Raw genomic sequence first — 22,774 nt, 5'->3', positions numbered from 1 at the left:
TTATCTGTGCGTGGATGTATGCCCGAAAGATGAGTGGGATGCTCGATGGAATTTAATGAATCTACATGACCACATGTCCAGAATTAAAATATTGATTGGGGTCAGAGTTAAATTAAACTTATTCCCTAGAAAACAGTTCCCCGTATTAACCTTAGTGATATCGTAAAAGTATGAGAGAAAGGAGTCTCCATGCCACGTCGTCCAAGAGTTTCAATTCCGGGTTATGCTGAGCATATTATTCAACGCGGTAATAACCGTCAGCCTATTTTTGGCCACGATGAAGACATTAAAGCTTATGCTTATTGGCTAGGTGAATACGCCGAAAAATTTGAAGTATCGATACATGCTTGGGTGTTCATGACTAATCATGTTCATTTGTTGTGTACACCTAGTGATACAACTGGCATTTCAAAAATGATGCAATCGTTGGGGCGTCAATACGTACGGTATTTTAACTACACCTATCAACGAACAGGTACTTTATGGGAAGGGCGCTTTAAGTCTTGTCTTGTACAAGACCAAAGTTATCTTTTTCATTTGTATCGTTATATCGAACTGAATCCAGTTAGGGCTGATATGGTCAAAGACCCTGCGGATTATTCTTGGTCGAGCTACCGATGTAACGGCTTAGGTGTCAGTAGTGATTTACAGACACCGCATGAGCTTTACTTGTCATTGGGGCGAACAAAAGAAGAGCGGTGTAATACGTATCGAGATATGTTTCAGTATCAAGTAGATGATAAATTACTAGAAGATATTCGTTTAACAGCAAACAAAGGATTGGCGTTAGGGAGTGATAGATTTAAAGAAGAAATAGAATTACTAAGTGGTCAACGACAAACGGAAGTAAAGCGAGGAAGAAAAAAAGGTTGGCGTAAAAGGTAACTGTGGGCTTGTTCGTTGATATTTAATTTTACTCTGACCCTAATTATTATTTAATTTTACTCTGACCCTAATTATTATCCAGGTTTATCGAACGAATAAATACGCATAACAAGGCAATTTAAACGGAACTAAAACAGTTTGCCATGTTTCGTTCCTCAACAAGTTTGGCAAATAATTTTAGTCCGCTTAATGTGGGCGTTAGCTGAATAATGGAGTTCAATGAATAGTATGGCAATATTTGATCTGTTTTCTAAAAGACAAAAGAGACTGAGAGGTGAAGTTTCAGATGTGTATCAGTATGATAAATTGCCTCAACAATTAAAAGTTCAGATCGTTCATATAGTTAGAGATACCATTGGTATAGAAACTTCATATAATGAACTAACTAATGGAGTATACCGACAAATCCATAAAGTACTGTGTAAAGAATACGGCGTATTCTCTCTTAAGCAGTATGAAGAATCGCACTTTGCAGCTGTGTATGATAGTTTTTTGAATGAGAATAATGTAGAGAAAAGCTTAGATGTAATTGAATTGAGTTTTAGAATAATTGATAAGCATGTTAGGGAGAAACAATATCGTTTTCAGCAATCTACTGGAGTTTCACAAAATAGTGATGATGCAATTAATGAGTTAAATTATCGATTTAAAGAAGCCGGTGTGGGTTATCAATTTGAATCAGGTGAGCTAATCAGGGTCGATTCGCAATATTTACATTCAGAGACTGTAAAGCCAGTATTACATGTTCTAGGTAGCAATAAATCATACATTGGTGCGAATGATGAGTTTCTTTCTGCTCATGAGCACTACAGGCATAAACGGTATAAAGAATGTTTAAATGATTGTCTTAAAGCATTTGAAAGCCTGATGAAGGCTATTCACGACAAGCATTCTTGGAGTTATAAACCCAATGATACAGCCAAAAAATTAATAAACAGTTGTCTGGCAAATAATTTAGTACCAGAGTATCTTCAAAACCAATTTTCATCAGTTAGAATATTAATGGAAAGTGGTATACCAACAGTAAGAAACAAAGAGGGAGGTCATGGACAAGGTAGTGAAATAACGACTGTTCCTGAGCATTTGGCTAGTTACACATTACATTTAACTGCAACCAATTTATTGTTTTTAGCTAACTGCGAAGCACAATACAGCTAACAAGTTAATCAACTGGACGTATTACGGTTGTCATCATTTTTGCAAAAGAAAAAGTGCAAAAATAACACCAACCTACACGCCAGTTATTAAGGCGTTAGCATGCACTTCGAGCTAAGGAATGAATGTGTTAAGTACACTAGCCAAAATTTTACTTACTAGCACTGCAATAGCACCAGTAGGCTTTACTTATGCGTGGGTGGCGTGGTTTGATGGCGAAAAAACATTTGCAAGCTTGGCTATTGCCGCTTCATTATCTTTAGTACTCGTTTGCATCTGGATACTTCGCTATGCAAAGAAAAATCTAGAACGCTTCAATTTTACTGTAGCGACTGTTGAAGCTGCTGATCGTGAGAATATGGGCTTTCTTCTTTTATATTTGCTTCCTCTTTTTACCGCAAGTTTTACAGCACTAAACTGGACAGTTTGGATTCCGACATTATTAATATTTGCAGTGATAACCAGTACTGGATATAGCTATCACTTCAATCCTCTTTTGGGCATCATGAAATGGCATTTTTATAAAGTAGGTACGCCAGAGGGGGTAACTTATGTACTTATCACAAAAAAAGAACTTAGACATGCTAGCCAACCTTTAACGGTGGCTCAGTTAACAGAATATATAGTTATCGATGTAGAGGAATAAAATGACAGCACAGCAGAATTTTTTCGCATTTATTAAGGATGATAGCGGCAGCTGTCAAATTAAACGAATTAGGGTAAATAATCCACTTCAATTAGAGCTGATTCAAATATTCGAAAATCAACGAGTGCTCTTTGAGCAGGGAGTAGATACTGAAGTGGATTTTAATGGTGATTGGAAGCCAGACACAAATGAAGTCCTCACTATTGATGATATTAGTGAATCAACGTTGATGAGGGATGCAATCAATGCAAATGCATCATCTTTTTCTGATGTGAATATTTCCAATTTTTCAAATGAACCGATAAAAGCAATATTCACAGGCATAGCTACAAATGGTCAAACCAAAATTTATGTTCAAAAATTTTCATCAAGACAGGCTCTCTCGCTAAACCAGCTTCCTCTAATAAAGATGCAAACTGGCAATACGTTCGTTAAAACAACTGATGACATATTTACGATTGATAATAAATTAGTAGCAATCATTGAAGGCAATAAAACGAAATTTAAAAGCTTCCACAATGCTCGAATGGTTTTTGACCTGTCAGAGTTTTATAGAGAAGCAACTGACGAAGACTTAACTCAGATGTCTCAACATGCTTCATTGGAAATTGCTGATCTTGCGAGTTTCATCTCAGAAGCTGATACGCAAGTAAGAAAGATGGCGCATTCTATTAAGAGTTCGGGTGTATTAGACAACTATACTGTTACTCAGATATCTACTGCCGCTGCCAATTTTCCAGATATTCCAGTGGCTGTTAATAATGGAAAAATCACATTGCCACGTGGCAAAAGAGAACTTAAAGAGGTCCTACACTTTTTATTAGAAGATATATACAAAGGCCCATTGTCGGGTAGTGATTTTTTAACCAATTCTAAGCGTGAACTTTAGCATGCTAACAAGTCACTGCACACGGAAATTTTACTCGCTTCGCTCCCAAGACTCCGGTGAGCAAGGCGTTATGCATCCATTCATAGAGGAGTTGAACTTCATTGGACACTTTAATAAATGTGCTTCAAAAGTACGCAAATGATACCCTCCTTAAAGAGAATTTTGAGTGGAATATTCCTGACGATTGTCCTTTGAAAATACCAAATGATATTTCGGACGTTTATCTTAGAAATATCTTTTTGAAAGAAAATCTACACACCCTATTGTCATCAGAAAGGTCACTTGAAAATCGATACTGGGTCATACAAAAGTGGGGGGGGGTAAGATCTTTGAAGGCAACCGATCGTAACAATCTCATATTGAATAAATTAGATTCAGAATTAGAAAAAGGTATTCTGACGAAACCTACTTTTAGTATCATTTCTTCAACTTCCAAAGTAGCATCATTCCTAGATCATAGACAGTATGCAATTTATGACTCTAGAGTGATTTATGCTCTTAATTGGTTATTATTTAAATATACAAATCAAACTGAATTTTACCCTCAACCTTCGGGTAGGAGTTCTGATTTAGCTAAATATGAATTTTCTACAATACTCAATTTATCTGGGAAGTCATATACATGGAAAAGTCACAAAACTGCATATCATGAATATTGTAATTTAATGAAAGAGTTTTCATTAAAAATTTATAAAAATAGAACCCCATATTTAGTTGAAATGTTGCTTTTTATTATTGCCCCAAAACAAATAGTTAGTGATATAAAAAATAGTGTTTCTTTAAATATAAGTGTTCAATAAAATGCATACAAGTCGTTAAAGTCGGATTCGTAACAGTTGGCTCGGATTCGCTTCACTCAGAAAATTTAGCCAACGAATTCTCACTTCTTAACAGGGCATTGGGGCTGTAGAGTTACTCTTCATATAGAAAAATAGCCTTTTTATGGGGTCGAGATGCATTACCTAGAGCCTGAAAAGCGCTTAGGGTTGAGCTCAACGACTCGGTTTTTAATTAAATTTGGCTGTTGGAGTAATTCTATAGCCTCGTTATGTTCCTTCTGTACACCTGTTGCGCAACGCGCTACACTTTCAGTTATGATTAAATCATTTAAGCATAAAGGACTAAGAAAGTTCTTTGAGTCAGGCAGTAAGGCTGGCATTCAAGCGAAGCATGAGCGTCGGCTTAGAATGCAACTTGCCGCTATTGATACTGCGACTGTTTTAGACGACATCGACTTACCTGGGTTTAAGTTGCATGCCTTAAAAGGTAAACGAGATGAAATTTGGTCAATTACTGTAAATGGTAATTGGCGAGTCACATTCGAATTTAAAGATGGCAATGCTTTTATTTTAAATTATGAGGATTATCACTAATGAATATGCATAATCCACCGCATCCGGGTGAATTTATTTCCGATGTTTATATGGAACCATTTGGCTATAGTTGCCGATTTGTTGCAAAACAATTAGATGTTTCTCCTTCAACTTTAAGCCGTATCTTAAAAGCTAAAAGTGCTATTACTCCGGAAATGGCTTTACGACTATCGAAAGCACTAGGGCGTAGCCCTGAAAGTTGGCTATCGATGCAAGATAATTATGATCTTTGGCAAGCAAAACATAATGTAAACTTAGCTAAAGTTCATCCAATTGATTTTGCAGTGGCGTAAAGGAATATAAAAAGTGCCTCAACTACGACAATGATTAGTTGTCATCGTTTTGGCAAACAACGCAAAAAGCCACGCTAACACATTGCGTGTTAGACGGGAGCATCCAAGATAAGCATGCATATAATTCAATAAAACAGAAACCTTTGTTTTCTCTTTGTTTTAACTGTGCCTGTCCTGTTAGCTCTGTCCTTCTGCTGCCTTAGAAGAAGGTCGCGTTTGTGTTTAAAAAGCATAAAAAAGCCCCCATTTAGTGAATCGATATCATTAAGTGGGGGCTTTTGTGACTTATTTCTTTTAAAGAGAATAAGAAGCGGGTTCTATTCTCCTAGCAGCAACTTATCGTCGTCTAACTCTTCGCCGTCATTGCGGGCTTGAGCAAACAATTGCAGAAGGTCTTTCACGTCATAGTCTGCTCGGTTATCGCCTGATAAATCAAAAATGATTTTCCCTTCGTGGAGCATGATGGTTCTAGAGCCATGATCCAACGCTTGACGCATGGAGTGTGTCACCATCATAACGGTAAGCTGTTTCTCTTCAATGATTTGCGACGAGATATCCATAATGAGCGCCGCCGTTTTTGGGTCAAGCGCCGCTGTGTGTTCATCCAATAAGAGAATACTGCTAGGTTGTAACGCCGACATCAGTAAGCTCACTGACTGCCTTTGTCCGCCTGAGAGTAACCCCATTTCGGCGCCAAGGCGGTCTTCAAGACCAAGATTAAGGCGGCTTAACTGTTCCTTGAAAATTTTTCGCAGATTGTCATTTAAAGCAAACGAGAGGTTGCTTCTTTTGCCTCGCCCATAAGCGAGTGCCATGTTCTCTTCTACCGTCAAGTTGCCACAAGTACCCGCCAGAGGATCTTGAAACACACGAGCGATGTCTTTAGTGCGTCCAGTGGCTGGAAGTTTTGTGACATCTCGATCAGAAAATAAGATCTTTCCACGGGTCGATTCGATGTCACCGGCAATGGTGTTAAGTAAGGTTGATTTACCTGCACCATTGGAACCGATCACGGTCACAAACTCACCGCTTGGGATGCTTAAATCCACGCCACGTAGGGCGAGTTTTTCGGTTGGTAGGCCGTGATTAAAGGTAACGTGTAGATTTTCGCAGCGAATCATACTCTTTCTCCCTTCGCTTTCTTGGTCTTCCATTCACGACGTAATTTGGGAAACACCAGCGCCAATGCCACTAGAACAGCGGTCAGCAAGTTGAGGTCAGACGCTTGGAAACCAAGGAAATCTGCATTGAGCGCCATAGAAACGGCGACTCGATACAAGAGGGAGCCGATAATACAGCTCATCACAATGACGAGAATAGAGCGCGTTGAGAACAGTGACTCACCAATAATGACCGCGGCCAAGCCAACGACAATCGTACCGATACCCATGGTGGAATCAGCAAACCCGTTCGTCTGGGCAAACAAGGCACCCGCTAAACCAACGAGGCCATTCGACAATGCCAAACCCACGTAGACTTTCTCGTTCACCACAATGCCGTTCGCTTGCGCCATACGTTTGTTGGAGCCAACCGCACGCATAGCAAGACCGTATTGTGTGTTTAAGAACCAAGCAACCAGTAACCCACCAATCACGGCACAGAAGGCCACAAAAATCACCTTCATGTACATCGCCGGAATGCCAAGCGCCTCAAAAGGCGTCAACATAGTCGGTTCCATAATCAGGGCAACATTGGGTTTGCCCATCACCCGAAGGTTGATGGTATAAAGGGCGGTCATGGTTAAAATACTGGCTAACAGATGCAATATATTAAAGCGCAAATTCAGCCAGGCGGTGACAATACCCGCGCAGGCGGCGGCTAACGTACCGAGCAAAGTCGCCAGATATGGGTTGTAACCCAGCACGATCAAGGTAGCAGTAACAGCCGCACCAAGGGTGAAGCTGCCGTCTACGGTTAAGTCAGGAAAGTCTAATATTCGGAAGGTAAGGTAGACACCCATGGCAACCAAACCATAAATAAAGCCTATCTCTAGTGTTCCTAAAAAAGCATAAAGTGACAAAGTATCTTCCTATTATTCGATTATCTTAGTCGCTCGCGCGAGTACAGTTGCAGGAACACTTATACCCATGCGTTTGGCCATTTTAGGGTTTACAAACAAGTTGGTCCCTTTTGCCATTTTCACATCAATGTCACCGGCTTTTTCGCCTTTAAGAATGCGTACAACGATTTCACCTGTTTGGCGCCCAAGATCAAAGTAATCGTAGCCAACCGCAGCAACGGCGCCGCGGGCAACCGTATCAGTATCACCAGCAAATACTGGGATTTGTGCGTCAATGCCCACTTTAACAACGGATTCTACGGCGCTGATAATGGTGTTATCGATAGGCGTATAAATCGCATCGACTTTGCCAACCAGTTGCTTGGCGGCAATCATAACGTCGGATGTTCTAGGCGCTGGTGCCTCAATGATTTTAATCCCCATTTCAGCGGCGACTTTTTTCACTTGCGCTAACATAGAAACAGAGTTCGACTCACCTGGGTTGTAGGGAATACCCACTGTTTTTAAATTCGGCAAAAACTCTTTAATTAATGACAAATGCTCTTTGATGTTCGCCATGTCGGATAAACCGGTCACATTGCCACCTGGTTTTTTCAGACTCGGTACTAATCGTGCCCCAACCGGGTCAGTAACGGCAGAAAAGACAACGGGAATGGAGTCGCTTACTGTCACTGCTGCTTGTGCTGAAGGGGTGGCGATAGCCACGATGACGTCTGGTTGGTCTCCGACCATCTTACGAGCGATCTGTGCGGCAATATCGGGTTTTCCCTGAGCACTTTCGTAAGTGAATTTCAGGTTGTCGCCCTTGTAACCATTTTCATTTAGGGTTGCTTTGATACCATCACGAACCGCATCAAGAGCAGGGTGCTCAACAATGGCCGTCGTTGCCACGTAAACCGGGTCAGCTTGCACAACGCCGCCTGCAATTGCGCTGGCCACAATCGCACTTTTAAAAATGGAACTGAATTTCATAGTAAATCCTTTGTCGTGAATATGTACAGAATGATACTTTCGATGAATTATTCTGTAAAAATATCACAGCATAGAGGCCAAAAACTAGATGAATCATCAGCGTGTTGGTCGATCAGCGTTAAGATAGTAAGAATTAGGCAAAATAAAGAGCAAAAACAAGCTTATAAGGTCGAAATTCCTCCATTTATAAAGCAAAAGCTCCCCCCAGATTTTGCTTGTTTAACGATTGGCGTTGCTGACGAAAGCAAGGGCAGATTAACCATCCTTCTCTGAAATCGCTCTTAGAACGTAAGTCAGCATCATTAGACAGATCCATTTAATCACCATTGTGCTGATCAATGTGTTCGTTGTACCTTTTATTAAACGAGAAGGGCGCATTTGAGCTCCTTCTTTCAGCCTTTGTAATTAACTCCCACTCAGGAGACATTCAATATGGACGTTCATAATCTCTTTACCTTCATGGCCGTTGCCGCTTTATTGGTTGTGTCTCCTGGCCCCAATGGTTTTCTTATTGCTAAGACGGTGCCCTTGTATGGGAAAAAGGCCGGTTTTTTAAACGTGTGGGGATTTGTTGCGGCTTTTTATGTGCATGGGACTCTGTCTATTTTTGGTATTTCTTTGTTGTTGGTTCAATCGGCTGAGGCTTTCTTCCTTTTTAAACTGTGTGGCGCTGCGTATCTTATCTGGATTGGCATAAAATCTTTGATGGCCGCGTTTAAAGCTCCCTCTCTTGAGGCTGTAAAAGCGCCTCAGACAGTGAAAAAAGCGGTATCAACCCGAGGTGCTTTTGTAGAAGGCTTTTTCACCAATGTGCTTAATCCTAAAGTCTCTATGTTTTACTTAGCCGCCTTCCCACAATTCCTTTCTGTAAACGACAGTCCATTAACTGCGTATGCTTTGGTGACGGCGCACTCTATGGTTAATTTAATTTGGTTTTCTCTTATGGTGCTTATGTTGTCGCGAGTTAAAAGCATGGCGAATAGTGCGCGTTTTAAAAGCGTATTAAACTCAGTCACTGGCGTGATATTTATTGGCTTTGGCGCAAAATTAGCGCTTATGAAAATCTCGGATTAATCGAAAAAGTAAGGTGGTTTTGCCATTAATTCGCTTTCACTATTAATGGCTCAATTCGATATTGAGCGCAATATACTAAACGGGCAGTCAGCAAATTTGAGATGGAGGTGTTATGCAGTTTGACCTAGTAAAAGCAAACATGGCGTTTTCAACGGAGATGAATCAACTTACCTCTGAGCTTGGGTATGAGGTGAGCATTGATGACACCAAACGCTGGTTAGAGGCGTTGCTTAGCTCCGCTTCATATGCTGTGTTTGTGGCAGTGTCAGGACCAAAGGTTTGTGCTTGGGTAGTGGTAGAAAAGCGTCTTTGTCTTGAGTCTGGGTTTAGTGCAGAAATCACAGGTCTTGTTGTTGGCGCAAGGTTTCGTCGTAAGGGCATTGCACAAGCGCTGGTGAATGCAGCGCAACATTGGGCGCAAGAGCAAAATTTAGAGCGTCTTGTGGTCAGATCCAATGCATTACGAAAAGAGTCCCATATCTTTTATCCTTCGATCGGCTTTAGCCATTCTAAAACTTCTCAGGTCTACGTTAAAAGCCTCGCTTGTGTCGAATAGTGGCCTTGTTCTGGTAAATGTTTCTGATAAGAAAAGTATTACGGTAAGTTGATTTTCGCGAGCTAGCTTAAGCCGCCAGCTCTTCAAGTCTCTGCTAAGGCTAACGCCGACAGACATACAGCCACCGAAGACGATAATAGCGCTCATGAAGCAAACATCATAAGGAAGAGAAAGGTATGAAAATTGGATTTATCGGCACGGGTGTCATCTCTGATGCCATTGTCCGTGGTCTCATGAAAAGTGATACAGAGATGAGTTTTCTGTTGTCTCGTCGTAGTGCGTCACTGTCTGAGCGTCTTGCGAATGAGTTTTCTAATGTAGAGGTGGTTGATGATAATCAAGCCATTATTGACGCCTCAGATGTGGTGGTGTTGGCGGTGCGTCCGCAAGTGGCTGAAGCGGTATTGGCTGGGCTTACTATTCCTCCAGAGAAACAAGTCATTAGCCTAATCGCCACTCTAACACACGAGACATTGAGATCTTGGTTTGGTACTGAAGTGTCTATTTGTCGAGCGATTCCCTTGCCTTTCGTGGCCGACCAGCTTGGTATTACGGCCATTTACCCTGATCAAGCGGCGGCGAAAACGCTTTTTACTCTGCTTGGCACAGTCGTGGCGGCGACATCGCAAGTTGAGTTTGATCGTTATGGTATCGCCAGTGCGACTATGGGACTCTATTTTGAGACTGTCTCGACGTTGTCTGAATGGATTATTAAAGAAGGTGTGCCAGAGAGTCATTCCCAGTTGTATTTTTCCGCCTTGTTGCATGGGCTTAATCAAACGGCTCTAAAACAAAATGAGACCTCTTTTCGCGACCAAGTGGCAGCACACAGCACGCCAGGAGGGTTAAATGAACAAGCGGTCAGCGTGTTTAAGCAGCAGGGCGGCCCTGAGGCCTTGATTTGTGCTCTAGAGAGTATTAAGGCGCGTATTTTGGCCAATTCGGCGCCAAACCCTGAAGAACCCAAATAATCAAAGGCATCTGGCTTCTTTAAAAGGGGTTAGTCTAGCGCCTTGTTTCTAACTAGCGTCAAGCTGCCGTCGATGTGTATGTCTCTTTGTGGGTAGGCGATGACGATGCCATGGTCGGCGAAGAGCTCATCGAGGCGAAAGCGTATGTTGCTTTTGGCCATGCGCAAGCCGCCTTCCACGTTGGATTGTATCCAAAAGTTCACATCGAAGATGAGGGCGTTGTCGCCAAAGTCTTCAAAGATGACCTGCACTTTGGGGTCGGTGAGCACGCCTTCTTGCTCTTCGGCGGCTTGTTGCATCAATTCAGCGACTTTCTTCGCAGGTGAGCCGTAGGCGACGCCGATTCTTACCGAGGTTCTCATCAATTTATCGACTAGGGTCCAGTTCACTATGGTGTTTTCGAGCAGCTTGCTGTTGGGGATAAGCATGTGAACACCGTCCACACGGCGAAAGCGAGTTGAGCGGGTATTGATCTCTTCGACGACACCTTTGGCATTTTCTACTTCTAGGAAGTCGCCGATGCGAATCGGTTTTTCCCACATCAAGATCCAGCCACTAATGAAGTTGTTGATGATGTTTTGCGCGCCAAAACCGACGCCAATGGCAATGGCACCGGATAAAAAGGCAAAGGCAGTCACCGGAATATTAATGATCTCGAGCGCGGTGATCGTGATGATGCAAATGGCGATGACATACAACAAACGCTGAATAAGGTGGATGATGTTTGGGTCTGTGTGTCGGTTCGTCAGCTTTGAAGTGAGCAGTCGAACGAGGTATTTTGTGACCCAGAAGCCAATAAAGGCAAGCGTTGGGATCAATAGTAAACCGCCGACAGTGACGGCTTGTCCTGAGACAGAAAAGAGGGTGTAGTTTAATGCGCTGTCGATATGGTCTAGGTCTAGCAAAGGTGTGACTCCCGAATAACAATAAAGATATTAAATACTATTTTTATAGTGGGTGCCTTATAAATGTGCAGGAAATGTGTTTTACAAATTGACAGAGACAAGTGACCAACCCCTATCCGACCCCTTCCCACGAAGGGAAGGGGAGGTTGAATGGCTGATCAGCTCGCTGTGTCACCACGCTTCATTTGCATACGACGTAAAAACTCAGACATGATGTGCATGTAGAGTTCGTCCCCTAGGTATTTGTCTTCGACACCTCGGTCTATGCTCGGGTTATCATTCACTTCAATGACGTAGCCGCGGCCGTTGATTTCTTTTACGTCTACGCCATATAAACCGTCGCCAATGGGCTTGGTGGCGGCGATGGCGGCTTGCAACACTCGGCGCGGTACTTCAAACGTGGGGAGTGTGTCGAAGCCACCGCTTTCGCTGGCGCTGTCACTGTGCTGGTAGATCTGCCAGTGGTCTTTCACCATGTAGTAACGACAAGCAAAAATCGGTTTGTTGTTTAGTACCCCAATACGCCAGTCGAATTCAGTGTACAAATACTCTTGCACCAAGAGTAAAGACGATTTTTTAAACAAGGTGTTTAAGCTTTCAGTCAGTGCCGCGCGATTCTCGGCTTTAATAACGCCTTTAGAAAAGGCCCCGTCTGGGATTTTCACGACCATTGGGTAGCTAATGGCTGCTTCTAAGGCATCTTCGACGCTTTTCTCACCCTTGTGCACGATGCGTGTTTTTGGGCACGGCACTTTATGGGTGTTGAATAAGTCCGCCAAATACACCTTGTTGGTGCAACGCATAATGGACTGTGGATCGTCCATGACGACCAAACCTAAGCCTTCGGCTTTTTTGGCAAAGCGGTAGGTGTGGTGGTCAATGTTGGTGGTTTCACGAATAAACAAACCGTCGTATTCTGGCAGACGCATGATGTCTTTTGGGCCGATTGTGTCCACGTGAATGCCCAGCTGTTTACCCGCTTGGATAAACTTCTTGATGGCTTGGGTGTCGCTTGGCGGCAAGGCTTCTTCTGGGTTAACCAAAATGGCCATGTCGAATTTCGCTGCCCGTTGAATACGACCTTTACTCCAGACTTTGTTGCTGAAGGCTTCTAGTGATTCTGCGAATAAGGTTTCTTCTTCGTCGTTCAGCTGGCGCTGGGAAGTGGCTTGTAAGGCGGTCACTTGCCATTCTTTACGGTATTTCAAGGTGACTTCAAGCACCGGACTTGGGAAGCTCTCGAACAACTTGCGAGCAAATTCTTTCATTTCTGGCAAAATCGTTTTGCCAAACACACAGTGGAATTTTAACTCCATTGGGGCTTCTGGCGTCGCCAGTTTTTTGGCAAGCAAAGGCAGCCAGTGGGAAATTTCCAGCTCGTATAGGTCTTTTTTGCTGAGGTCGTTTAACACGCGTACCGACGGCATAACGTGATGGCCGCGACTTTCTGCCAACAGCGAACAGTAATACCCGTCAGACAGGTATTTGCTGCTTTTACAAAGGTTGATGATGCGGGTGCGCCCTTGGCTTTTGGTGGCCAAGTTTAGGTATTGAGTAAAGGTGATCACACGATCACTGGGTAAAAACGCGGACCAATCTTTGGCCTGATCAACAACAATGTACGTCTGTGACATTGGCTTTGCTTTTCCTTTTATGAAGAGCAGTAAGTGAGTGTTTTTCACACGATGAATTTTTGCGAATAGTGCGCCTGTTTTGGTGTTTGTACAATAGTTTAAAACGAAAATATAAAATGTTTTTTTGACCAGTATTTGTACTATCTTTTGAGTGGATTTCGCCCTAGAATGCGCGAAAAATACCCTCGTCAATTATTCGGCGATCTGTTCCGATTAACTGTGCGATTCACCCCACTGTTTGCCCTTTTCTGAGGCGCTTAAATGACTGTTAATAGTGTTCCAATTTCTGGGTTGTTGCTTGATGTTCGTTCGGCTCATATCGACGATTTAAACGCATTGTTGGCGTTAGAAGCGCAAGCCTTTACTGGCGATCGCTTGAGCCGCCGTAGCTTTCGTCGTGCCATTACCAGTGGGGGTTCTGTTTTGTTGGTGGCGGCGAGTGAGCAAGGGTTATTGGGGTATGCTTTGTTGCATTTGCGCCAAGGTACTCGACTGGCGCGTTTGTATTCGTTGGCGGTGTCGCCCAGTGCGCGTGGGCTAGGGGTAGGCAAAGCCTTGCTTGTGGCGTGTGAGAAAAAAGCCATTAAGCAAGGTAAGGCGTTGCTGCGTCTTGAGGTCAGTGATGTGAACCTGGGGGCCATCGCTTTGTATCGTAAAATGGGCTATCAAGAATTTGGTCATTATGATGATTATTATGAAGACCATACGGACGCGATTCGGATGCATAAAATCTTGCGTCATCAAGGCGATGAACAGACATCTCGTTCTGTGCCTTGGTTAGCCCAAGGTACGCCCTTTACCTGTGGGCCTGCGTCGTTACAGATGGTGTTGTCGGCTTTGAGCAAAGAGTATCAAGCAACGCCAGACGATGAGCTGGAGATTTGGCGCGAAGCAACGACCATTTTTATGACTTCTGGTCACGGTGGTTGCCACCCGATGGGGTTGGCGTTGGCGGCTCAAAAGCGTGGCTTATCGGCACAGTTATGGCTCAGCGAAGAAGGGCCTTTGTTTGTGGATAGCGTACGTGACGAACTGAAAAAAGACGTGATTGCTCGAGTGCATCAAAGTTTTGCTAAGCAGTGTGATGCGGCGGGTATTCTGGTGAATTACAGTGTGATGCCACTAACGCAATTAATAGACGCGTTTGATGCGGGCGCGTTGGCCTTGATCCTCATCAGTACCTTTCGAATGGATGGTAAAAAAGCCCCCCATTGGGTGGTGATGTCTGGCTACGATGAACATTGTATTTTGGTGCATGACCCAGACTTCGAAGAAAAAGACGACACCCAAAGCCCGCTTGATTGCCAGTATTTGCCCATCGCCCGAGATGAGTTTGAGAGGATGTCTCGCTTTGGTCAGCGACGTTTACAGGCCACAGTGGTGTTGCATCGGGTTTGATGCGTGGTGTTTTTCTGGTGAGGAGAATGGTTAAATAGCATTTAAAGAGCAATAAAAGCTAGGGGATGAGACGTCTGTTGTTACACCCGTTTTTATGCCTGTTTTTATGACCATTGTTATTGCTCGCTTTTTTGAACGCTACTGATGAACTAAGTGAAGGATGACTATGAAAATCGCGTTAACCAGTGACAATATTGCCGGGGCGTCTGACTCTGTATTAGAGGCCATGATGGCGGCTTCCAAAGGGGACGCCATGCCTTATGGTAATGATGAGACAACGGCAGAAGTGACGAAGATGCTGTCTGAGTTGTTTGAATGTGACTTGGATGTGTTTTTGGTCTCGACCGGGACGGCCGCAAATGTGTTAAGTGTGAGTGCGATGACGCCGCCTTGGGGCAGCGTGTTGTGCCACACAGAAAGTCATTTGATGAATGATGAAAGTACCGCACCAGAGTTTTATACCGGCGGTGCTCGCTTTGTTGGAATTGAGGGCGCCGATGCCAAAATGGACCCTGTCTTACTAAAGAAAGTGGTCAGTCAAAAAGTTGGCGATGTGCATTCTTGTCAGCCGTCGGCGGTGAGTCTTTCTCAGGTGACAGAGGTGGGCAGTGTGTATTCTTTGGATGAGATCCGTGCCCTAACGGATGTGGCAAAGTCCGCTGGTCTACCGGTTCATATGGATGGCGCTCGTTTTGCCAATGCGTTGGTGGCTTTGGGTTGCTCTCCTGCTGAGATGACCTGGAAAGCGGGCGTTGATATCGTTTCCTTTGGTGCTACTAAAAACGGAACCATGGCGTCGGAAGCGATTGTTGTTTTTAATAAAGCCTTGTCCAAAGAGCTGGGTTTTCGCCGTAAGCGTGGTGGGCATTTGCATTCAAAAATGCGTTTGTTGTCGTCGCAGATGGTGGCGTATTTAACGGACGATTTGTGGCGTAAAAATGCGACTCATGCCAATGCCATGATGGCCTTGTTGCAGGAAGGGTTAAAATCTGTGCCTGGGGTGGTGATTAATACGCCGGCGCAAGCGAACATGTTGTTTTGCACCTTGCCCGCTGGCATGGCAGAGCATTTACAAGCAGAGGGTTTTGCTTTTTATGGTGGTCGCTGGGAAGAGGGTGTTGTTCGCTTGGTGACATCGTTTAGAACACCCGCAGAGGGGATCGATGCCTTTGTCGCAAGTGCAAGGCGTTTTGCTGACTCTGTGTAGTTGCATTTTAGTAATGACTTTTGGCAATGGAAAGTGCCTACTGTGAGTGCGGTGATCATATCGTATTCTCTGTGCCTCGCTTTTTTGGGTGAGGCACAGTGATGGCTTATTCAGAATGATAAAGGATCTATGACTATGGAAGAGTTACTCCATTATGTATTGAACGTGCAGGTGCTCGTACTGGTGCTTGCGGTTGTCTTGTTGAAAAACTCCATTAAATTTGTGCCTCAGAATCAGGCGTATGTGATTGAGCGTTTTGGTAAATACCAATCAACAAAAGAAGCGGGTTTAAACTTCATCCTCCCCTTTATTGACCGAATTTCAGCAGATCGTTCGTTAAAAGAGCAGGCCGTTGATGTGCCTGAGCAAAGCGCGATTACCAAAGACAATATCTCTTTGCACGTAGACGGTGTTTTGTATTTTCGTGTACTAGACCCTTATAAAGCCACTTATGGTGTTGATGATTATGTGTTTGCGGTGACTCAATTGGCGCAAACAACGATGCGTTCTGAGCTGGGTAAAATGGAGCTGGACAAAACCTTCGAAGAGCGTGATGTGCTCAATACCAATATTGTCGCCTCGATCAACGACGCAGCGGGCCCTTGGGGTATTCAGGTGCTGCGTTACGAAATTAAAGACATAGTGCCGCCACAGTCTGTGATGGAAGCCATGGAAGCGCAAATGAAGGCTGAGCGTGTTAAACGTGCGCAAATTTTGGAATCCGAAGGGGATCGCCAAGCCGCGATTAACCGTGCAGAGGGTAAAAAAGCGTCTGTGGTGCTTGCTGCTGAAGCGGATAAAGAAGAGCAGGTATTACGCGCAGAAGGTGAGGCAAAAGCGATAGTGGCTGTTGCATCGGCTCAGGCTGAAGCCTTGCGTCAAGTGGGTGAAGCCGCTGCGACGGAAGAAGGGCAAAAAGCCATTCAGCTAGATTTGGCAACGAAAGCCATTGAAGCGAAGCGCGCGATTGCGAAAGAATCGTCTGTTGTGTTGTTGCCAGACGGCTCGACTGAAGCGTCGGCCGTTGTCGCGCAAGCCATGACGATTATCCAGAAAATGACGAAAGGGAGCTAGTCATGGATTTCTTTACCAATAATCTGGCTGAAAGCTTATTGATCATTGGCTTGATTCTATTGGTCATTGAAGTGGCCGTGTTGGGCTTTTCTACTTTTGTGCTGTTTTTTGTTGGCTTGGCGGCGATGGTCACTGGGGCGTTACTCTATGTGAGTATTTTGCCAGACAGTGGTCTAGGCGCGCTGTTTAGTACCGGTATTCTGACCATTGTTTTTGCCATTGTGTTGTGGCGCCCTTTGAAGCGCATGCAATCAAGCGTGAGTCCGAAAAAAGCGCAGGGGGATTTGGTGGGTCATCAGTTTGTTTTAAAAGACTTTGTGTCGCCTGCTGTGTCTCCGTCTTATCATTATTCTGGTGTGAATTGGACATTGATTAGTGACGAGGCCATTGAGGCGGGTACACGGGTTGAGGTGATTGACGCAGAAGTCGGTGCGTTCCATATAAAGGCTGTCAATTCGAGCCAATGATCGTTGTGAATGTGAATCGGCGGTGATAGGTAAATTGCATAAAAAAAGGGCTTCTTAATAGAAGCCCTTTTTTGTGTCTTTTTTGCTTAGCGAGTTTTTACTTAACGAAGAATCAAGAGCGGAATGTTGCTTTCGATAATCATTTTAGAGGTGTTGCTGCCGACGAAGAAGCGTTTTACTTTGGAATGGGCGTAGGCGCCCATAACCATCAGTTCGATGTCATTCGCTTGGCGATATTCGGTGAGTACTGGGTAAATATCCCCAGCGATCAAAGACGCGGTAACATCAAAACCTTCTTTTTCTAGCAATGCTTTGGCATTTTCAAATTTACTGCGTCTTGCTTCGGTGTTTTCTCCAGCCATGACTAGGTGGCAGCTTAGGCCTTTTAGTAATGGGCTTTTGATAATGCGCGCAATAGCGTTGTCGGATGTTTCTCGACCATCGTAGGCAATCATGAAATTGGTTGGTGCTTTAAATTCCCCAACGGTGATCAAGATCGGACGATGCAGTGCTCTGGCAGCACGTTCAATATGAGAGCCAATGGTGTTGGCGTTCATGTTGTTGCCACCACAGCGACCGAGTACGACCAAGCGAGTGCTTTCTTCAAGGTCTGTCAGGGTTTCAACAAGGTCCCCATGACGTTGCAATAGAGCGGTGTCTTTGGTGCCGGCTTCTTGAGCGTGCTTTTGAGCGTCACTCAGGATGGCTTTACCTTGCTCAAGCGCCAATTTGGCACGTTTTTCATCCAACTCTGTTAGTTCGCTTAGCAAGTATTCTCGACTGCCGAAGCCAATAGAGCCGGATAGGTCGTTGTTGCTTGTAATAGGCGCTTTTTCAAGAGAGTGCAGCAAGGTGAGTGGGGCTTCCATTTTAATGGCAGCCCAGACAGATGCTTTTGTTACGTACTCAGATAAAAAGGAGTCATCGATACACGCAATTACGTTTGTCATTATTGTTCTCCTATTTGCCTTAATGGCCACTTAGCAATTTATCGGCTTCTTCAGGTTTGTTATGAACGCCGAATTTGTCCACCACGGTCGCGCTGGCTTCGTTCATTCCGATTATATCAACCTGAGCGCCTTCACGACGGAACTTGATCACCACGGTGTCGAGTGCGTTGACGGCGGTAATATCCCAAAAGTGCGCAGCGGATAAGTCGATAGTAACTTTCTCAAGGGCTTCTTTGAAGTCGAATGCTTGATTGAATTGATCTGAAGAGGCAAAGAACACTTGGCCGACGACTTTGTAAGTGCGGTGTGCGCTATTTTCGTCCTTGCTGCTGGAGATGGACATAAAACGTCCGACTTTATTAGCGAAGAAAAGAGAAGCCAATAGTACGCCAACCAAAACACCAATCGATAAGTTATCTGTCGCCACAACAACGGCCACTGTCACTATCATGACGATGTTTGTTGAAAGCGGGTGTTTCTTAAGGTTAATAATGGAATCCCATGAGAAGGTTCCGATCGATACCATGATCATCACGGCAACCAAGGCAGCCATTGGAATTTGACCAATCCAGTCGCCTAAGAAGACCACCATGATTAACAGAAAGAAACCGGCAATGAAGGTGGATAGTCGTCCACGACCACCAGATTTTACGTTAATGACGGTTTGTCCGATCATGCCGCAACCAGCCATGCCACCAATGAAACCGGTGAAGATGTTGGCAACACCCTGGCCTTTACACTCACGGTTTTTGTCGCTGGTGGTGTCAGTAAGTTCGTCCACAATGGTGGCCGTCATCATAGACTCAAGCAAACCCACAACCGCCAAGCTTAGAGAGTAAGGCAGTATGATCAAAAAGGTGTCTAGGTTTAAAGGGATATCAGGAAGCAAGAAAACAGGCAAAGAGTCAGGTAATTCACCCATGTCACTTACGGTATTAATGTTAAGGCCATTCATCATTGAGAAAATGGTCAATACCACAATACAGACAAGAGGCGAGGGAAGGTTCTTGCCGAGTACGGGGACGTATGGGAATAGGTAGATAATGCCCAAGCCAGCCGCCGTCATGGCATAAACAACCCAGGTGACGTTGGTTAATTCAGGAAGCTGCGCCATGAAAATTAGAATCGCCAAGGCATTCACAAAGCCAGTCACAACGGACTTAGAAACAAATCGCATCAGATTGCCGAGTTTTAAATAACCCGAAATAATCTGAAAAAGTCCTGCGAGTATGGTGGCTGCCAACATATATTGCAGGCCATGATCTTTAATAAGATCCATCATGACCAATGCCATAGCGCCGGTTGCTGCAGAGATCATCGCAGGACGACCGCCAAAAATAGAGATGACGACGGCAATACAGAAAGAGGCGTAAAGGCCTACTTTAGGATCAACACCTGCAATAATGGAGAAGGCAATGGCTTCAGGAATAAGAGCAAGGGCCACAACCGTTCCTGAAAGGGTGTCGCCTTTTATGTTTGAGAACCAGTCTCGTTTAATTGAATCGATCATTTGTTACCTTTTATATCGCTATTTTTTACGTGCCATGCTTCGTTTTTCTAGGCTAATGCCCAGTTTAAACTTACTGTTTTTAACGTTAATGAAGCATGGTTGGGTATGTATCGTCATAAGGCTATGACGTTTGCATGCTTACCATTTGGTTGCATGCGATAGGAAGGTACTTTAAGCGACACAATCTGCGTGTGTTGCGCCACGCCGTATTTACAGCGAAAGTTAAAAAGTAGCGAAATTATAAAGTTTTAGTCTAAATATGACAACCAAAGTGGGGGCTTGTAGAAGGGGTTTCATAAAAGAAAACGTAAGAATCGTAAAGAAGGGCTTTGGATCGGCTGAATTTATTTGGGTGCGGTGACTTTTTCATTTTTCTTTTATGAAAATTTATTTATAGTTCGGCGGTTGTTTTTTTATATTGTCTTTTTTTTAACGTTTTTAAGTAGTAAGTAGCTGTTTATGGATATTGTTCAGAGTCTCATTTTGGGCGTGGTTGAGGGGGTAACGGAATTCCTTCCTATTTCGTCTACAGGGCATTTGATTGTTGTTAGCCAATGGTTGGGATTGGAACAAACAGATACGAATAAAGCCTATGAAGTGATTATTCAGTTGGCGGCCATTTTAGCTGTGGTTGCCAACTATCGTGAAAGGTTCACATTTAAACACACCGGGTTATGGTTAAAAGTGCTGGTGTCTTTTCTGCCGGTTGCGTTTGTCGGGTTGCTGTTTCACTCTCAGATTAAGTCGATCTTTTCGGTTCCAGTTGTGGCCGTCATGTTTATCGTGGGCGGGGTCGTCTTTCTTATTACTGAAAAGGTGATCAAGGACAAAACGCCGCTGGTGGAAGATTTGGAGGATATTACGTTCAAGCAATCCTTGCTGATCGGCATTGCTCAAGTGTTTGCGCTTATTCCTGGGACGAGTCGAGCGGGGTCGACGATTGTTGGGGCACTGTTTGTTGGTTTGAGTCGTAAAGCCAGTGCAGAGTTTTCGTTTTTGTTAGCGTTACCGGTTATGGTGGCGGCTTCAGGCTTAGATCTGGTTTCTAACTATCAGGTTTTTAGTGGCGAGAATTTGATGGTGCTGCTGGTGGGGTTCGTTACGGCATTTATTAGTGCGTTTTTAGTGATGAAATTGTTTATGGTGTTCCTTCAAAAATTCACCTTTGTTGCCTTCGGTTGGTATCGAATCGTGTTCGGGGTAGGCTTGCTTTTCTTCGCTATTTGATTGTAACGAAACGTATTGATTTGTCAGTAAAAGGTTGTGATAGGCCGCTATAGTACCAAGGTACAGTAGCGGCCTTTTTCGTTCTTGGCTAAGCTGCAAGTAATTGAAATTTTATTCGACTTGTTTAGGGAATCTAACAATGAGCGACAGCCAAACATCTTTTGCAACACTAGGGTCTCCAATCGGAACTATCATTCAAATTACTGGGTCTGTGGTTGTTAAATCCATAGATGGAAATGAGCGCGTTGTTCAAGTTGGTGACCCTATCTTTTACGGCGAAACCGTAGAAACAGGTAGTGGCGCTAGTGCGACTATTAAATTCATCGACGGTTCAGAAGTAGTGATTGGTGGCGACTCTATTGTTGTTATCAATGACGAAGTGTACACGCCTGATGATATTGACGGCCTAGCTCAAGATTCCAGTTCAGATACTGAAGCATTGCAACAAGCCATCGCCGACGGCGCTGACCCTACCTTAATTCAGGACGCACCGGCTGCCGGTGAAGAAACGATTGCTGAACAACAGCGAGTAGACGTAGATGTTGCTAGGAACCAAGACGGGTCATTGCCAAACTTTGGTTTTGATACCGGTCTTGATAGTTCATTGCCAAGTTATGGCTATGATACTAATAATTCTTTCTCGACACTTTCGTCTACCACGCAAACTTCCTCGAGCTCAAGCCGCACGGCAGACAACACAGCGGACATCGATAACAACTTGACGGTTTCTGTCTCTGCATCCGATCAAACAACAAATGCCAGCGAAGCCAGTAGTGTTTCTGTGACATTGAGTGGCGTTGATAATGATGCCGCCCAAATTAGCGTTGTTTTTAGTGATGGTTCTTCTTCAATTACAACAAATGCAGTACAAGACGGTGCTGGAAACTGGACGGTACCTGATACCGATATTAGTTCTCTCAATGATGGCACAGTGTCAGTCACGACGACTGTGACTGACAGTACTGGGAATACGGCCACTGCGACCGACACCCTAGATTTAGACACCACTGCTGATGCGGACGATAACTTTAGTGTGGCCGTGGCTGAAAGCGATGCAGTGACCAACGCAGACGAAGCGGACTCTGTTAGCGTGACCTTGAGTGGCGTGGATGCGGATGCACAAACCGTGGCCGTGACCTTCAGCGATAGCGACGACAGCACTGCCGATGTGGTGGTTAACGCAACGCAAAATGACGACGGCGCCTGGTCTGTTGCAGACACCGATCTTTCTACTTTAAACGACGGCAATATTACAGTAACCGCCACCGTTACCGACGATGCGGGCAATACGTCTACTACTACCGACACCCTAGATTTAGACACCAGCGCTGACTCTGATGACACGGCGTTGTCTGTTAGTGTCGCTGATTCTGATACGATTGTTAGTGCAGCTGAAGCGGGATCTGTAAGCGTCACTTTAGATGGCGTCGACAGCGATGCAGAAACGGTTACGGTTACGTTCAGTGATGGTGATGACAGTACTGAAGACGTGGTCGTTGAAGCGACTCAAAATGACGACGGTACTTGGTCTGTTGCAGATACCGATCTTTCTACTTTAAACGACGGCA

Annotated in this window: 24 protein-coding genes; 17 read left to right on the top strand and 7 right to left on the bottom strand. The window is 44.3% G+C overall.

All coding sequences use genetic code 11. The annotated features are described in order from the left end of the window. Positions 1-189: 189 nt before the first annotated feature. From E0D71_RS00120 to E0D71_RS00090, 7 genes are all read left to right on the top strand, one after another. Positions 190-885: a transposase gene (locus tag E0D71_RS00120; RefSeq protein WP_133001279.1), complete on the top strand. Its 696-nt coding sequence runs from the start codon at positions 190-192 to the stop codon at positions 883-885. A gap of 228 nt (positions 886-1,113) precedes the next feature. Then, complete coding sequence (locus E0D71_RS00115) at positions 1,114-2,043, top strand: hypothetical protein (protein WP_133002075.1); 930 nt, start codon at positions 1,114-1,116, stop codon at positions 2,041-2,043. A gap of 124 nt (positions 2,044-2,167) precedes the next feature. Then, positions 2,168-2,686, top strand: coding sequence for a hypothetical protein (locus tag E0D71_RS00110; protein WP_133001278.1), 519 nt, complete (start codon positions 2,168-2,170; stop codon positions 2,684-2,686). 1 nt (position 2,687) lies between these two features. Further along, positions 2,688-3,575, top strand: coding sequence for a Kiwa anti-phage protein KwaB-like domain-containing protein (locus tag E0D71_RS00105; RefSeq protein WP_133001277.1), 888 nt, complete (start codon positions 2,688-2,690; stop codon positions 3,573-3,575). Positions 3,576-3,676: 101 nt separating this feature from the next. Next, the gene (locus E0D71_RS00100) at positions 3,677-4,375 is read left to right on the top strand and encodes a hypothetical protein (protein ID WP_133001276.1); all 699 of its coding nucleotides are present in this window, start codon (positions 3,677-3,679) and stop codon (positions 4,373-4,375) included. A 153-nt stretch (positions 4,376-4,528) separates the two neighbouring features. Next, positions 4,529-4,948 carry a type II toxin-antitoxin system RelE/ParE family toxin gene (locus E0D71_RS00095; protein WP_279433423.1) on the top strand — a complete coding sequence of 140 codons (420 nt, stop codon included), beginning with the start codon at positions 4,529-4,531 and terminating at the stop codon, positions 4,946-4,948. Next, complete coding sequence (locus E0D71_RS00090) at positions 4,948-5,241, top strand: HigA family addiction module antitoxin (protein ID WP_133001275.1); 294 nt, start codon at positions 4,948-4,950, stop codon at positions 5,239-5,241. Before E0D71_RS00095 ends, E0D71_RS00090 begins: the two co-directional genes overlap by 1 nt. A gap of 317 nt (positions 5,242-5,558) precedes the next feature. Here the strand turns inward: E0D71_RS00090 and E0D71_RS00085 are convergent, their stop codons facing one another. From E0D71_RS00085 to E0D71_RS00075, 3 genes are read right to left on the bottom strand one after another with little or no spacing between them, the layout of a single operon-like run. Beyond that, positions 5,559-6,362, bottom strand: a complete 804-nt coding sequence (locus E0D71_RS00085) for an ABC transporter ATP-binding protein (RefSeq protein WP_133001274.1) — start codon at positions 6,360-6,362, stop codon at positions 5,559-5,561. Continuing rightward, the gene (locus E0D71_RS00080) at positions 6,359-7,261 is read right to left on the bottom strand and encodes an ABC transporter permease (RefSeq protein WP_133001273.1); all 903 of its coding nucleotides are present in this window, start codon (positions 7,259-7,261) and stop codon (positions 6,359-6,361) included. The genes E0D71_RS00085 and E0D71_RS00080 overlap by 4 nt, the downstream gene beginning before the upstream one ends. 12 nt (positions 7,262-7,273) lie before the next feature. Then, positions 7,274-8,233: an ABC transporter substrate-binding protein gene (locus E0D71_RS00075; protein WP_133001272.1), complete on the bottom strand. Its 960-nt coding sequence runs from the start codon at positions 8,231-8,233 to the stop codon at positions 7,274-7,276. A gap of 42 nt (positions 8,234-8,275) precedes the next feature. Here E0D71_RS00075 and E0D71_RS00070 point away from each other — a divergent pair, with 42 nt between their 5' ends. The 4 genes from E0D71_RS00070 (at position 8,276) to E0D71_RS00055 (ending at position 10,834) form a co-directional block, all read left to right on the top strand. Continuing rightward, on the top strand, positions 8,276-8,506 hold the full coding sequence (locus E0D71_RS00070) for a hypothetical protein (RefSeq protein ID WP_133001271.1): 231 nt from the start codon (positions 8,276-8,278) through the stop codon (positions 8,504-8,506). A gap of 159 nt (positions 8,507-8,665) precedes the next feature. Next, positions 8,666-9,307 (top strand): LysE family translocator, encoded by a 642-nt coding sequence (locus E0D71_RS00065; protein WP_133001270.1) that lies wholly within the window; start codon positions 8,666-8,668, stop codon positions 9,305-9,307. Between the two features lie 112 nt (positions 9,308-9,419). After that, entirely contained in the window at positions 9,420-9,863 is a 444-nt protein-coding gene (locus E0D71_RS00060; protein ID WP_133001269.1) for a GNAT family N-acetyltransferase, read from the top strand. A gap of 176 nt (positions 9,864-10,039) precedes the next feature. Continuing rightward, positions 10,040-10,834, top strand: coding sequence for a pyrroline-5-carboxylate reductase (locus E0D71_RS00055; RefSeq protein WP_133001268.1), 795 nt, complete (start codon positions 10,040-10,042; stop codon positions 10,832-10,834). 29 nt (positions 10,835-10,863) lie between these two features. Here the strand turns inward: E0D71_RS00055 and E0D71_RS00050 are convergent, their stop codons facing one another. Together E0D71_RS00050 and E0D71_RS00045 are read right to left on the bottom strand one after the other, a co-directional pair. Next, positions 10,864-11,739 (bottom strand): mechanosensitive ion channel domain-containing protein, encoded by an 876-nt coding sequence (locus E0D71_RS00050; protein WP_133001267.1) that lies wholly within the window; start codon positions 11,737-11,739, stop codon positions 10,864-10,866. A gap of 158 nt (positions 11,740-11,897) precedes the next feature. Beyond that, the gene (locus E0D71_RS00045) at positions 11,898-13,373 is read right to left on the bottom strand and encodes a RimK family protein (RefSeq protein WP_133001266.1); all 1,476 of its coding nucleotides are present in this window, start codon (positions 13,371-13,373) and stop codon (positions 11,898-11,900) included. A 261-nt stretch (positions 13,374-13,634) separates the two neighbouring features. Here E0D71_RS00045 and E0D71_RS00040 point away from each other — a divergent pair, with 261 nt between their 5' ends. From E0D71_RS00040 to E0D71_RS00025, 4 genes are all read left to right on the top strand, one after another. After that, on the top strand, positions 13,635-14,771 hold the full coding sequence (locus E0D71_RS00040) for a GNAT family N-acetyltransferase/peptidase C39 family protein (RefSeq protein ID WP_133001265.1): 1,137 nt from the start codon (positions 13,635-13,637) through the stop codon (positions 14,769-14,771). Positions 14,772-14,937: 166 nt separating this feature from the next. Next, positions 14,938-15,978: a low specificity L-threonine aldolase gene (locus E0D71_RS00035; RefSeq protein WP_133001264.1), complete on the top strand. Its 1,041-nt coding sequence runs from the start codon at positions 14,938-14,940 to the stop codon at positions 15,976-15,978. A gap of 135 nt (positions 15,979-16,113) precedes the next feature. Continuing rightward, entirely contained in the window at positions 16,114-17,052 is a 939-nt protein-coding gene (locus E0D71_RS00030) for a slipin family protein (protein ID WP_133001263.1), read from the top strand. A gap of 2 nt (positions 17,053-17,054) precedes the next feature. Continuing rightward, positions 17,055-17,519, top strand: a complete 465-nt coding sequence (locus E0D71_RS00025) for an NfeD family protein (RefSeq protein ID WP_133001262.1) — start codon at positions 17,055-17,057, stop codon at positions 17,517-17,519. A gap of 101 nt (positions 17,520-17,620) precedes the next feature. Here E0D71_RS00025 and E0D71_RS00020 read toward each other — a convergent pair whose 3' ends face one another. Together E0D71_RS00020 and E0D71_RS00015 are read right to left on the bottom strand one after the other, a co-directional pair. After that, complete coding sequence (locus E0D71_RS00020; protein ID WP_133001261.1) at positions 17,621-18,469, bottom strand: universal stress protein; 849 nt, start codon at positions 18,467-18,469, stop codon at positions 17,621-17,623. Positions 18,470-18,488: 19 nt separating this feature from the next. After that, a complete protein-coding gene (locus E0D71_RS00015; RefSeq protein ID WP_133001260.1) occupies positions 18,489-19,979 on the bottom strand; it encodes a SulP family inorganic anion transporter in 1,491 nt (496 codons plus the stop codon). Between the two features lie 459 nt (positions 19,980-20,438). Between E0D71_RS00015 and E0D71_RS00010 the strand changes: the two genes are divergently transcribed. Together E0D71_RS00010 and E0D71_RS00005 are read left to right on the top strand one after the other, a co-directional pair. After that, positions 20,439-21,206, top strand: a complete 768-nt coding sequence (locus E0D71_RS00010; RefSeq protein WP_133001259.1) for an undecaprenyl-diphosphate phosphatase — start codon at positions 20,439-20,441, stop codon at positions 21,204-21,206. A 139-nt stretch (positions 21,207-21,345) separates the two neighbouring features. Then, positions 21,346-22,774: retention module-containing protein (locus E0D71_RS00005; protein WP_133001258.1), on the top strand; the 1,429-nt coding region annotated here is incomplete at its 3' end.

The organism is Marinomonas sp. KMM3893, from assembly GCF_004352855.1.
GTDB lineage: Bacteria > Pseudomonadota > Gammaproteobacteria > Pseudomonadales > Marinomonadaceae > Marinomonas > Marinomonas arenicola.
The sequence above is the reverse complement of the archived record's forward strand: the minus strand, read 5'-3'. Positions and strand labels throughout refer to the sequence as shown.